This window comes from Desulfurella sp. (assembly GCF_023256235.1).
GTDB lineage: Bacteria > Campylobacterota_A > Desulfurellia > Desulfurellales > Desulfurellaceae > Desulfurella.
Map to the genome: position 1 here is coordinate 1 of NZ_JAGDWY010000035.1, position 13,905 is coordinate 13,905.

At 32.7% G+C, this 13,905-nt stretch carries 11 protein-coding genes; 4 read left to right on the forward strand and 7 right to left on the reverse strand.

Annotated elements, in window-relative coordinates:
• Positions 1-232 precede the first annotated feature (232 nt).
• Genes Q0C22_RS03575 through Q0C22_RS03585 form a run of 3 tightly spaced genes read left to right on the forward strand, consistent with a single transcriptional unit; the run spans position 233 to position 3,050 of the window.
• A complete protein-coding gene (locus Q0C22_RS03575; RefSeq protein WP_291490718.1) occupies positions 233-1,141 on the forward strand; it encodes a hydroxymethylglutaryl-CoA lyase in 909 nt (302 codons plus the stop codon).
• Positions 1,142-1,143: 2 nt separating this feature from the next.
• Entirely contained in the window at positions 1,144-1,887 is a 744-nt protein-coding gene (locus Q0C22_RS03580; RefSeq protein WP_291490720.1) for an IclR family transcriptional regulator, read from the forward strand.
• Positions 1,888-1,898: 11 nt separating this feature from the next.
• The gene (locus tag Q0C22_RS03585) at positions 1,899-3,050 is read left to right on the forward strand and encodes a CaiB/BaiF CoA-transferase family protein (protein ID WP_291490722.1); all 1,152 of its coding nucleotides are present in this window, start codon (positions 1,899-1,901) and stop codon (positions 3,048-3,050) included.
• Between the two features lie 15 nt (positions 3,051-3,065).
• On the opposite strand, the gene Q0C22_RS03590 is transcribed toward Q0C22_RS03585, so the two are convergent.
• From Q0C22_RS03590 to istA, 4 genes are all read right to left on the reverse strand, one after another.
• A complete protein-coding gene (locus tag Q0C22_RS03590) occupies positions 3,066-4,421 on the reverse strand; it encodes an MFS transporter (protein WP_291490724.1) in 1,356 nt (451 codons plus the stop codon).
• Positions 4,422-4,444: 23 nt separating this feature from the next.
• Positions 4,445-5,728, reverse strand: a complete 1,284-nt coding sequence (locus tag Q0C22_RS03595; RefSeq protein ID WP_291490726.1) for an MFS transporter — start codon at positions 5,726-5,728, stop codon at positions 4,445-4,447.
• A 240-nt stretch (positions 5,729-5,968) separates the two neighbouring features.
• Positions 5,969-6,685 (reverse strand): IS21-like element helper ATPase IstB, encoded by a 717-nt coding sequence (gene istB / locus Q0C22_RS03600; protein ID WP_291490728.1) that lies wholly within the window; start codon positions 6,683-6,685, stop codon positions 5,969-5,971.
• Entirely contained in the window at positions 6,676-8,160 is a 1,485-nt protein-coding gene (gene istA, locus Q0C22_RS03605; RefSeq protein ID WP_291490730.1) for an IS21 family transposase, read from the reverse strand. Before istA ends, istB begins: the two co-directional genes overlap by 10 nt.
• Before the next feature lie 130 nt (positions 8,161-8,290).
• Here istA and Q0C22_RS03610 point away from each other — a divergent pair, with 130 nt between their 5' ends.
• Positions 8,291-10,093, forward strand: coding sequence for a TaqI-like C-terminal specificity domain-containing protein (locus Q0C22_RS03610; protein ID WP_291490732.1), 1,803 nt, complete (start codon positions 8,291-8,293; stop codon positions 10,091-10,093).
• Between the two features lie 186 nt (positions 10,094-10,279).
• Here the strand turns inward: Q0C22_RS03610 and Q0C22_RS03615 are convergent, their stop codons facing one another.
• Genes Q0C22_RS03615 through Q0C22_RS03625 form a run of 3 tightly spaced genes read right to left on the reverse strand, consistent with a single transcriptional unit; the run spans position 10,280 to position 13,788 of the window.
• On the reverse strand, positions 10,280-12,247 hold the full coding sequence (locus Q0C22_RS03615; protein ID WP_291490734.1) for a DUF262 domain-containing protein: 1,968 nt from the start codon (positions 12,245-12,247) through the stop codon (positions 10,280-10,282).
• A gap of 14 nt (positions 12,248-12,261) precedes the next feature.
• Positions 12,262-12,642 carry a hypothetical protein gene (locus Q0C22_RS03620; protein WP_291490736.1) on the reverse strand — a complete coding sequence of 127 codons (381 nt, stop codon included), beginning with the start codon at positions 12,640-12,642 and terminating at the stop codon, positions 12,262-12,264.
• Between the two features lie 60 nt (positions 12,643-12,702).
• On the reverse strand, positions 12,703-13,788 hold the full coding sequence (locus Q0C22_RS03625) for a hypothetical protein (protein ID WP_291490738.1): 1,086 nt from the start codon (positions 13,786-13,788) through the stop codon (positions 12,703-12,705).
• Positions 13,789-13,905: the final 117 nt, after the last annotated feature.

The following is a 13,905-nucleotide window of genomic DNA, read 5'->3' on the forward strand; positions in this document are numbered from 1 at the left end:
CGTTTATAATATACTCTAAAAGATCAATAAAGTCATCAATGTTTGCATCTTTTATATAATGTACCCCTAAATCGATACAGAATTTTTGGAATTTTTATTCCTTCCAAAAATTCTGTCAATGATTTGTGGGTACATTATTAAAATTAAAAATTTTTACTTGACAAAGGGATACAAATTAAACTATTATTATATATGGAATTATATTTTGTAAAATGGAACAAACTTCATGTACGTGGTCATTGAGGAAGTAGGTTTAAGAGAAGGCTTACAAAGCAATAGCAAATTACTTTCTATAGTAGAAAAAAGTAATATTGTGGAAAAATTAATAGAAGCGGGTATAAAAAGAATAGAGTTGGGGTCTTTTGTTAATCCTAGGAAGGTGCCTCAAATGGAAGGAATAGAAGAGTTATTTAAAATATTTAATAATACAAAAGAGGTAGAATTTTCTGCTCTTGCATTAAATTTAAAAGGTGTATATCGTGCAATAGATTCGGGGGTTAAGATTTTAAACGTTTCTATTTCTGCAAGCAACTCTCATCAAAAAGAAAATACTGGTAAAACTATCCCAGAGTCACTAGACGAGCTTTTAACTATGATTGAGACTGGTTATAAAAATAACATATCAATATATGCTGGTATACAAGCAGTGTTTGGTTGTTATATAGAAGGCCAAATACCTTTAGAAAGAGTACAAAAAATAGCCAAAATTCTCATAGACACAAATAAAATTGATGGACTAAGATTGTCTGATACAGCAGGTTTTGCTACACCTGGCCAAATAATTGAAGTTATAGATAAAATCAATTCAATTGCATCAAATATACCAATAATACTTCATTTACATGATACCTTTGGTATGGGATTAGTAAATATATTAGCCGCAATCAATAAAGGAGTATACTTTTTTGATAGTTCTATAGCTGGAGTAGGAGGTTGTCCATTCATGAAAAATGCACCGGGTAATATTTCAACAGAAGATTTGGTATTTATGTTACAATCTCTTGGATATCTCAAAGAAATTAACTTTAGAAAGTTATGTGCATGTGCAAATCATATATCAACAATTTACCAACAGCAATTTTCTGGAAGAATATGTAATTATATAAAAATTCTAAATCAATTAAATTTATATGAGGCATAAAAATGGTAGAAACTCTTACATCAATTAAGAAAGCTTTTAAAATAATAAATTGTTTTACAGAACGCGAACCAGAGTTAAGTTTGGTTCAAATATATAATAAAACAAGCATTTCTAAGCCAAGCATTTTACGATTATGCAATACTTTAATAGAGGAAGAATTTTTAGTTAAAGATTTGGATTCAGGAAAATATAGATTAGGCCCAAAAATGGTTAATTTGTGGCAAATATACAATTCTAGCAATGCATCAGCAAAAGATATCTATGCCTATCTTCATAAGATTTCCAAAAATACAAAAGAGACCGTCACCATTTATAAGAGAGAAGAATTTAATAGAATATGTTTTATGAGGGTAGATAGTCCCCAGTTTCTAAAATATTCTATACCTATAGGACATACTCTACCACTGCACTTAGGAGCTGGTGGCAAAATTATATTAGCAAATTTAGATAAAGATTTACAAATAAATTATTTTGAACAGTTTAAGCTAGCTTCTTTCTATAAAAATTTAGAAGAATTTCTGGATCTTTTGTTAAAGATAAAAAAAGACGGCTATTGTATATCTAAAGGTGAGAGAGACAATTTTATGGCAGCTGCTGCAGCTCCATTATTTAAATACAACAAAATATTTGGTTCTTTATCTATATCAGGACCAAAAGATCGTTTTTTAAACAACTTTTCCAACGAAAAACTTTATTTGTTAATTCAATTTGCTGAAAAGATATCAAAATTGATAGAATCTCTGTAGGGGTGTAGTCAATGTATCAAATTCTTAACGATTTAACTGTATTAGATCTAACAAATGTATTAGCAGGTCCTTTTTGTACATATCATCTTGCTATGATGGGAGCAAATGTTATAAAGATAGAAAGACCTAAAGATGGTGATTTGGCAAGAAAACTTGGCGCTAGTAAAAAATTAAACAAAAAATTACTTGGTTCATCTTTCCTTGCACAAAATGCAGGCAAAAAAAGTGTTATATTAGATTTAAAAAACAAAAATGATTTAGAAAAGTTTTATAAATTAGCAAAAAAGGCAGATATTGTGGTGGAAAATTTTAAACCAGGTACAATAAAGAAACTAAAAATTGATTATGATATATTGTCAAATCTTAATACTCAAATAATTTATTGCTCAATATCCGGATTTGGACAATACGGACAGCTATCAAATAAAGTAGCATATGACCAAATTATTCAAGGCCTTAGTGGAGTTATGTCATTAAATGGTACAAAAGAAATCAACCCGCTAAGGTGTGGGTTCCCAATTTGCGATACAGTTGGCGGTTTGACTGCTACTATGGCGATATTAGCAGCTTTATATTTTAGAATTAAAAAACATAAAGGAACTTACATTGATATTTCAATGTTTGATTCGATGCTTCCTATGCTCGGTTGGGCAGCATCGAATTTTTTAATAGCAAACAAAAAACCAGAGCTTTTAGGAAATGACAATTTCACAGCAGCTCCATCAGGCACTTTTATAACAAAAAACGGCCTAATTAACATTGCGGCAAATGAGGATAAGCAATGGATAAATTTATGTAAAGCAATTAAAAGAAATGATTTAATATTAGATGTTCGATTTGCTGATAGAGAAAAACGCAAAGAAAACAGAGTATCATTAAATAAGATATTAAATGAAATTCTTAAAAAACGCACTACTGATTTTTGGGTGGACCTTTTTGAGAAATACGACATACCTTCTGGTGAAATTTTAGATTTATCAAAAGTACTCAAATTAAGTCATACAAAAGAACGCAATATGCTCATTCCTATGCGCCTAGATTATTTAAATAGAACAATAAATATAATAAATATTGCACCTAAGTTCTCAAATATTAAAGAGGAGTCTGTGTCTCCTCCTCCAACCTTAGGAGAACATTCAGAAGCTATATTAAACAGCCTTTGAATGAAAATTGCTATTTTATATTTCTTCAAGATTTTTGCCAGTACTTTTAGGTCCTAGCAAAAGATCTACCACCAATATTAATATAAAAACCCATAGAACAATGAAAGCTCCACCTATGCCGTAATTTTTATAAACATATGTTCCTATAAAAGTTGGCAATATTGCTGTACTAAATCTACTAATTGCATAAGAAGATCCAGTTGCACTACCTCTTAAATGTGTTGGAAATATTTCAGCATTATATTGATGATAAAAATTAGACATATTCCAAAGAGAAAATGTAGTAAGAAAACCCATTAATAATGCTAAATAAATATTGTTTGAAAAAGCAAAAATTAATCCAAATATTCCAACAAGTATTATAGAAACAATTAATCCCCATTTTCTTTCTACTTTATCTATAACAAAAATATTAAAAAAACTACCGAGTAAAAAACCTGTATATATTACAAACGTAAATGCAAATATTTTATTTAAATTTATTCCTCTATGCGCAAGAAACAAAGGAACCAAACCAGTGAATCCATAAAATAGAGCAGATTGAAAAAACATAAAGATAAACATCATAAAAGTTTTTCCTCTGACACCTTTTTTAAAGAGATCGGTATATCTAGATTTTTCTTGTTTAACTTCTTTTGAAGGTGCAGGTTCTGGTAATGATGACAAATTATATTCTTTCATTATGCTTTCTTCTATTTTATCTAATATTTTAGATGCCTTATCATATTCTCCTTTACTTTCAAGCCATCTTGGAGACTCTATCATTTTGAATCTGACAACCCATACAATTAGTCCACCTACGCCTGCAAAAGCAAGAAATACCCTCCAAGCATCATTTGGTATAAGTCTTTGGGTAAAAGTAGCAATCAGAGCGCCAATTGGTGCTGCAGTAACAACCAATGTATAAGCTAATGCCAAACGCTTTCCTCTTGTTTTTTTAGGCATTATTTCACTTATGAATGTATCCATTAAAACACCTTCTGCGCCAATACCCATTCCAGACAAGAATATTAGAGCTTCTATAATTTGTAGATTATTCATAAAAGATGCTACAATCAAAGGTATTCCAAAAATTAAGAGATTAAAAAAATACATTGTTCTTCTGCCATATAAATCCGCTAATCTACCCAAAATTAAAGCTCCAAATAGCATGCCAAAAAAAGTGTAAGAAAATAAAATTATAGGACCTTTACCGGGTGGATAGCCAAAGTGTATTCCTAAAAGTGCAACAATAATACCCACATTAAGTAGGATTATAGTATCAAACCATTCACCTGCAGTTACCATCCATAAAAAATTCCAATGGAACCTGCTCATAGGTAACCTTTCAAGCCTTTCAGATATATTCTCTAATTGGCCCTGTTTTTCCATACCAAACCTCCAAAAAGAATAAATTATAAATTGTATAAATCAATTCCCTTAGTTTCTTTTGAAAGCAATGCTGAAGATAGAATCATTAATTCTCCTATCATTATAAAAATACCCCACAATATAAAGAAAGAAGGTGAAGATATTTTTATTATTAGCAACAACAGTGCTACACTCCATTGACCTAAAATAAAACCACCATTAAAAGATGCTCCAACACCAGTATTTCTTACAATAGTAGAAAATTTTTCAGCCAAAAAAGAAGGCATTACCCCAAATATGCCTGTTGTTATAAAAGCCAGAACACTAGAAAGTAAAACTATTTCATAAAAATTTAATATATGAGTAATTAAATATGTTAGTCCTACTGAAAATACAATAGCTGTAATAGAATAAATTATTATTATCTTTTTTCTTCCTATTTTATCACTAATATAACCTGACAAAATATAACCCACAAGAGATGATAAAATTGCTACTATTACAACATAGAGGAATTTTGGAAATAAAATAAATTTATGAAATGATAAAATAGTTGGATAGAAACCAAGCGTAAGACCATATATCCAAGCTATTCCTGTCATAGCAAGAATGCCTGTTAATAAACCATTGAGTTCTTTTTTCCTGGTAAATATTTCTTTTAATGGCTTACGAAGTTTCTTGTTTCTAGACGTTTCTTCCCATAAAGCAGATTCTGGCATTCTATATCTTACAATAAGACCTAATAATGCAGCAATAGAGCCTATCCAGAACATCCATCTCCACCCATACTCTAAAAAATCTTTACCTAAAAAATAATGCAACAATAGAAATATAATTGCTGCAAAAGTATAACCTATAGGGAATCCAGCCTGTAAAGCTGCTCCCCAAATACCTTTTTTTTGTTTATCAACTGATTCTTGTATTATAACAGCACTACTACCATACTCGCCGCCTGCAAAAAATCCTGTTATAATTCTAAAAACTACAAGTAATAAAGGAGCAAAAATCCCTATCTTTGAATAGGTTGGTAGAAACCCTGTAAGAAAAACAGATAATCCTAACCCAACAAGTGTTACAATCATAGATTTTTTTCTCCCTATTTTATCACCTAATGCGCCAAAATAAATTCCACCTATAGGTCTAAAAACAAAAGTTGTTGTAGCAATGCTCCATGCTCCAACTATAGCAAAAGTGGAATTAATGGAAAAGAATTGAGATGCTAATATTGGAATCAATAAAAACATAGCACCTATATTAAATGAATCTAAAATCCATCCGGCCAATGCACCAAAATAAATCGTTTTTATACCTACTTTTTCTGATTCCACATTTACCTCCTTGTATACAATGTATTTCAATTTACAAAACAACGTTTCATATAAATATATTGTACTAATTTTCATACTTATTTCAAGTAAATATTTAAATATTTTTTATAATAAAGCACATTCAAACTTAGATGTAAAAAATCAACTAAAATTGAGCCAGCAGGGCCAACAAATTAGCCACCCTCTGTGTCCCAGCCAGATTCTTTATATATTATACATGAGCCACTCTTTGTTTTGTTTTTAATTTAGTTTTTCTATTTTTCTTCTCCTGTAACTTTCGCCGTTCATGTTTAGCACAATTGCATTATGGGTTAGTCTGTCCAGCAGAGCTACCGTTAGAGCTTTATCTTGAAATATCTTTATCCATTCAGAAAATATCAGGTTAGAGGTTATTATTGTGCTTTTTGACTCATACCTCATGGCAAGGTATTCAAACAATAGCTGTGAGCCTTCTGTGTCAAATGGTATGTATCCCAGCTCATCTAGTATCACAAGGTCGTAGCTTTCAAATGCTTTTGCATACTTTGTAAGCTGTTTTTCATTCTTTGCCTCCTTTAATTCATTTATTAGCCTTGCAGCTGTTTTAAACAACACGCTGTAGCCTTCCTGACATGCTTTAATGCCTATGGCAGTTGACATATGGGTTTTGCCAGATCCTGAGTTTCCAAGCATAATGAGATTCTTCTTGCTTTTAACAAACCCTAAGGATTTTAATTCATCAAGCCTTTCTTGAGCGTCTTTTGGCAGATATTTTGGCTTTAGCTCTTCAAATCTTTTCAGTGTTGGAAAGCCTGCGTTTTTTATTCTTTTTGCTATAGCATTGTTTAGCCTTGATTCAATTTCGTTTGTTAGTATTAAACAGATTAGATCTTCAAGCTCTTTTTGAGGGTTCAAGCTAATGTATGCTTCATAGGCTTTTGGTATTCTAAGGGATTTGAAAAGCTCTTTTACCTGCATGATGCCTCCAAAAGATCATCGTATACGCAAGGCTCAACTGTATCTATACTGATTCCCGGATAATAGAAGCTTTCGGTTTGTTGTATATCTTTTTGTTCAAGAAAGTTTTTTATTGTTTCAAGAGTAGGTATAACACCGCTTTGCATTAAAGCTTTGATTGATTTTTCTAAGTGCTCGTCTTCATAGGATTTGGCAAGGCTTAAAATCTCTATGAAATCTTTTGGATTTGTGCTATAGTATCTATCAAACAAAGCTTTTAGTGTTGCATTAAGTGTTTCAAGGGCTCTTGAATTTGCAAGAGCCCTTGGTTTTCTCTTCATTGTATCAAGGTAGTGCGTTATATCCAAAGAATAATTGTTCTTTGTAAAGAGCCTTTTGTGGGTTGCTATAGTGATGTCTTCATTAAAACCTACCAGCTCTATTTTATCAGGGTATACTTTAAGCATCACCTTTGATTCAAAAAAGGTATCTGGGACAGAATAGTGGTTTGTTTCAAAAGACACACTAGAATACTTGCTTACATTTCTTACTGCAAGGTAGTAGTTGTTGTAGCAAGAACTGGGCAGAGGATTTAGAAAGTCCTGCTCATTAATTAAACCATCTTTTGGCGGAAGTTCTCTTTTGTAGACATGCATTGAGTTTATTTCAGAAAGCTTTGTCTTTAGATAGGCATTGGCTTCATATACATTTTTAAAATCATTCTTTTCGCTAAAGCAGTAGCTTCTAACCATGCCGACTGTCTCTTCATCTGTACCTTTCTCATTTGGGGCATGAAGGTTGCATACATTAGGCGCAAAGCCAAAAAAAGAAGCGAACTTTAAGAAGTTTTCGTTTACCTTTTTTGGTCTGTCAACCACTGCTTTTAGATTGTCATAAAAGATTGTTTTAGGGACGCCACCTATTTCATTAAAGAAATCTATATGGGCTTGGATTACTTCAAGCTGGGTTTCTTGCTCAAAGATGCGAGCATACCTGTATAGGGATTTGTTTAACACCATAAAAGCGACTGGGTATAGACCTGCTTGGCCGTCTATTACTAAAGGCACATAACCCCAGTCAAACTCTGCCCTTGCGCCTTCTTTAGGTATCTGCTCTATATAGACATCCTTTGTCGGATTTGATTTATCTTTCCAAAGCCTGACCACTCTTTTTACAGAACTGTAGCCTACATCATAGCCTCTAGACACAACAATGCGCCATACTTTCTTTGCCGTGTATCTGAGTTTTAGGGGTTTTTCTTTGTTTTCTTCAAGCAGGGTGTTTATTAATTCTATCAACTCATCTGTTCTTTTATACCTTGTTCTTTGTTTAGAACGGATAATTTCTAAACTTTGATCTGCTCTGTTTTCTTCAACTCTGACCAAATACTTTGCAATAGTGTTTCTAGATATGTTTGTTTTTCTTTGGACTCCTCTGATGGAACCTGTTTCATTGTAAGCCTTTAAAATGTCTGCTACATCATACATCGTTTTCATCCTCCAAAATTGCCTCCTTCCTATAAATTGAGATTTTATTATCTCAGTTTTTTAGAAAGAAGTCATCCAAAGGTGGCTCAAATTATCTGGCCACTGTGGCTCAATTTATAGTAGCAGATACACAAGCCGTATGCAGGCATTCCAGAAACTTATATTTAATGCTAAAAGGGAAATTATTGAGAACAACCTATTTGGTGTAGACATTAACCCGAAATCCGTAGAAATTACACGTTTAAGACTATGGATCGAATTGCTTAAAAACGCTTATTATACGGAAGAAAGCAGTTTTCAGGAAATGGAAACACTGCCTAACATAGATATAAATATCAAAGTAGGGGATAGTTTGCTGTCGCCTACAAATCAAGAACAAGAAACAGACAATACCGTATTTTACGATAATTTAATTAAACCATTGCTGCAAAACTATAGATCATTGTTTAAAGAATACTTAAAAGCAACAGGTGAAGAAAAAAGAACAATTAAAAATAAAATAGAACAAATGAGAAAAGCATTTTTACAGCAAAACTATACGACACTACGTGTTACGCAAAACTACGATGGCTTTTTGTGGGCTTTGGATTTCCCGCAAATAATTGACGATAATGGCAAATTTATAGGTTTTGATATTGTAATTGGAAATCCGCCGTATATACAATTGCAAAAAAACTCTGGTTTGCTTTCAAAAAAGTATAAAAAGTTTAATTATGAAGTACTTGATAGCATGGGAGATATATATACGCTTTTTTATGAAAAAGGCATAAAAGAGCTTTTAAAACCCGGTGGGCATCTTTGCTTTATAACATCAAACAAATGGATGAGGGCAGGTTATGGAGAAAAGTTAAGAGAGTTTTTTATAAAGTACAATCCTAAGTTTTTGATCGATTTGGGACCAGGAGTATTTGATGACGCAACAGTAGACACAAACATCTTGCTTATACAAAAGAAAGATTATCAAAATAAGCTTATCGGTGCTACTCTACAAAAAGAAGACAAAAAAAATATACTAGATGCGATAGATAAAAAAGGCGTACTACTTGAAAAACTCACTAAAAATGCCTGGTTTATTGGTAGTAGTGCTGAGCAAAAACTAAAAGAAAAAATAGAGCGTCTTGGCAAACCGCTAAAAGACTGGGACGTGGAAATTTATTATGGTATAAAAACCGGTTTAAACGAAGCATTTATCATTACCACTGAAAAGCGAGAGGAGATATTGGCAAATTGCCAAAGTGAAGCCGAACGGCAACGCACCGAGGCAATCATCAAGCCCATCTTGCGTGGGCGTGATATCAAACGCTATCACTACGAATGGGCGGGGCTGTGGGTGATTGTAATTCCTGCGGGTTGGACAAATAAAAATAAAGGCAACAAAAGTGCTGAATCTTTTATAGAAAAAACCTTTCCAGCTTTAATGAAGCATTTAAACTCATTTGAAGCCAAAGCTAAAAGGCGTGATGATCAGGGTGACTACTGGTGGGAACTCCGCCATTGTGCCTACTACCCCGAGTTTGAGAAGGAGAAGGTGGTGTGGGCAGAAATAGTTAGACAACCACAATTTTATTTTGACAATGAAAAATTTTATGTTGAAGCAACAAGTTTTTTGATGACTGGTGATAATGTAAAGTATATCTGTGGTCTTTTAAATTCTTTGCCTGTAACTTACTTCTTTAAGAATTGGTATGCGGGTGGTGGTTTAGGTGAAGAAGGGTATAGATACAAAAAGGTATTTTTAGAAAATCTTCCTCTTCCCCCAATTACTCCTGACAACGAACTGTTAGTCAAACGCATAGAGGATCTTGTTGACAAAATCCTTGCCGCCAAGAAAGAGAACCCACAAGCAGACACAACTCAGTTAGAACAAGATATTGACCAATTGGTTTATAAACTTTATGATTTAACCCCGGAAGAAATAAGAATAATTGAAGGGGGAGAATAATGTTGCCGTATGCACAAGCATCTTTTGTTTATCATGTTTATATTTTTCTATGAGTGTTTTCACACACTCTGTTTGAATATTTTTATTTTGCTTTCTCATCAAGTGTTTTCCCTTTCAAATTTTATAGTTTACTCAGGCTTATCTATTGTTTGGAGTATGATTGCATTTTTTAATATTTTCACATTTTTAAAATTCTACTTTCCAGTCTTCTAATGTTAGCTCTAAAGTTTCTATTAAGGTAAGGCAAAACCTATGAATATCTTTTGCAGATAAATTTACTTCTACAAAAGCACCATTGCTAAGTTTGCGTACTGCACGAAATTTTTTTTCATCTCTACCAACAAATCTTGGAAATTGATGTATTATTTCTTCAAATTTTTCTGGTTTTAATTCTATAATGCAATTAAGAGTTTTTTCCATTACGTCTCTCCAAGATTGAACATCAAAAATTTGCCCTAAAATGTATAATTTTTGTGGTTTAGTGCCTGTAGTATCTTTATTATTATAATCGGTAACATTTTTATCCCCAAAATATGGCCATATAGTAATACAGGTTTCAGCTAATTGCTGTGTTCGTGTTTCAATATCTTCTTTTTTCCAAGAAATTTTATCTATAAAATATTTATTCATTTCAATATGACTATTAATTAAGTATTGTTGTTTTTTTACTTCAAAATTTTTATTTGAAAGTTCAGAATTATATGCTGTTAATGTTAGGTTTCCTATTGTATCAACCAGAAGTTCATGCGTTATTTCCCAATCTTCACCTAAATGATTTTGCCACCATTCACTTAATGTTTGTGGCATTATGTGTTCAATAGAAAGATCATCAAATGATACTTGCTCTTTATGATGAAATGATTCTTCAATGGATTCAAGAATTAACTTAGTTTTAACTTGTCTGTCTCCGCTACCATAAAGTCTCGTATTAATTAATTTTGCTTTAAATTCAACATCTTTTGGGTAATCTTTACCTTGTAGTATTTGTTTTATATTACTAAGGAGATCACAATGCAACTTCTTTGCTTGAGAATAAAGGGGAGGAAATATTTTATTAAGTTGATTTGTTGGAATATTGCAAACGAATCTGCGAATTATAAAATTCTCAAGTGTTTTTAATATCTCTATCAGTTTTTCTTTAGTTATACTATGTTCTTCATATTCTCTAAAAATATTCAATAAAAATGGATATGCTGTTGTTACTTCAAGTCTATTGAGACGCTTAAGCATTCTTTTTATCTCTGGATCATTTTCATGTTCTGGATCAATTAGCTTTTTATAGTACTTTGAATAAATTAATAGATTATTGAGATATTCTAAAGGTTCCTTATTTTCAACTTCTCCTTTAAGGGAAAAGTAAACTTCACTTTGCTTAACTTGTTTGCCATCTTTCATTAAATAATGTCTAATAAATTCTGTTAGATTTTCTCCAAGGGAGTCTTGCATCGGTTCCCAATAATTTGAATATATCTCTTCTTGCTTGTTTATATGTATTTTCATAAGAAAATAATTTCGAATCAAGTCAGCTTGAGTTAGAGATCGACCTTTTGCATTAAGACTCTCGAAAACGAGATGTGGGTTATCATCACGGTCAAGCACAATGCTAACAACTATCAAATTACATATGATTAAATCTTTAATTTTCTTTATATCGAAATTCTCATCATCAAGTTTTTTTTTAAAAAATTTATATGCCTCAAATATGTTATGAGAATCATTTATTGTTTCGTTATTGATTAATCTTTGGAAAATTTTTCTATCAACATTAGTTGGGAGAAATTTAAAATAGTCAATCCCTTGTTGATAGGGATTAGTTAAAAGTGTATTTTTGATTTCCTCAGCAAGATGTTCATTTCCGCCTTGCAATGATTTATTACGCAATAAAGACAGTATGATAAAAATCGTAGTAAGCCGTTGCTGACCATCTATTATTAGATATTTTGCAACCCCTTCTGGCACAGAAGTAGTAGGCATAGTTACTATGGAACCTAAAAAATGAGTACGGGGGATTTCCATCTCATAAAGTTCTATAATATCATCCCATAAAACTTCCCATTCAGTTTCTTGCCAACTATATGAACGTTGAAAGAGCGGAACAATATATTGTTTTGTTCCTTCAAGAATTGGTTGGATTTGTGTTTCAGATGCTTTCATATTTTCCTCCTATTTTATTCTCCCCACACATCATTTAAAGTCTCCTCGTAAGCTTTATTGTCCCACTTAAAGCCGTAGATACGGTAGTTTTCCGTAGCGTGATCAGTGTAAACCTTTTCATAAACGTTGTTATGGAATGGCGTTGAATTAAAATAGATCGAACCACTTTCAGTAAAATAGCGGCTGAAAAAGGAGTAGAGCTTATCAAAAAGTTCGTCCTTGAATGCGGGATATCTTTCTAATGCTTTTTCTATATCTTCTTTCAGTAGTTTTTTAATTTGTGAATAGTAGGTTGATTTTATCCGCATCAAATTGATAAAGCCACCTTCGCCTTCAATCTTAGCTCCGATAAAAACATCTTGCAATGCCTTATAAAATTTCTCTTCTTTAGTCATAATTACCACCTTAACACTCCGCTTTAATCAATCACGGATTTACTATTCATTGTTTTTTTTTCACTTCTGTGCTGCCAAAGTCTGATTGTCAGCCCCAACGGTTAATTTGCTTACTTTGTCCCAGTTGTCCATTATAGGTTTTGTTTCTTTTTTCCAGTTTTCAGCTACCACTTCCAAAATAGCTTGAGTAATCTCAGTGCCGTTTTTTACTTTCTTTTCTATTTTTTGGCACTCTGTGCTGTCTTCTGGCATAAACAGGTATGGCGCTATGCCTTTTAGGTTTTGATACCACTCTGGCTCTGTTTTGCCGTATTCCTTGCCTTGTGCGTTCTTTTTGTGTTCAGTCCACTTGTAGTTATACACACATGGCAGTTTGGCATCAGACACCACTCTAAAGGCTACCTTGTCGTTGTTTACAGGGGCTGGCTGCCACTGTTTAACCGCATTAAGCCATCGCTCAAGATAGGGACTTAAAGGCTGGTTTTGCGCTTTCAGCATAATGGCTTTAACTGCAGGAAAAATAGGATAGTATGCCAACAGTTCAGATTTGTAGTAGTCTTTGAAGAAGTTGCTAAAGACAGTTGCCATAATTATCGGATAGCCGTTATCATAAATCTCGTTGTTAAATGCGTAGTATTTGCCGTTTAGCTCAAAAATAGCGTAGGTTGAGTTGTAAATAATCTGTCTACCAGCAAAAAAGCCTAATATTGTATGGTTAAAAAAACTTGGAAACAACACTAACTGCGGGTTCTGGCTGCTAAAATCAGGCTTATCTTTTACCACAAAGTTTACATCAGGCATAACCTGTTTTGCGTATGCTAAAACCGTATCTATGTATTGCTCAGACAGGTATTTACTGCCGTTTAAATAAACTACAGGCGTATTAAATGTCGGATTCATTCTAACCGCTAAATCGTTAAACACTACATCTACAGTTCCAGTCGGGTATTGTTTTTGGGTATCAAGCGCTGCGTTATAGGCTTGCTGAATGTTTTTTTCTGCTTCAGGCTGTAAGTTTATGGCTTCGTATTTGCTGTTTACAGCGCTTGTAATAGCAGCAGTAGTATATCCTGCGCATCCCTGTAAATAAAAGCTTGTGCCGATTAAAAATGCACCTAAGAAAAAGAATTTAAGTTTTTTTAGCATCTTCACCTCCTTTTTGGCAAATTTCAATAATTTTTCCAATGCTTTTTGCAAACCGTTAGGCGTGCTCAAATTGTCTTATCAATTTCTTCTTTTCTGCTTCAAACAGTATTTGAGCTC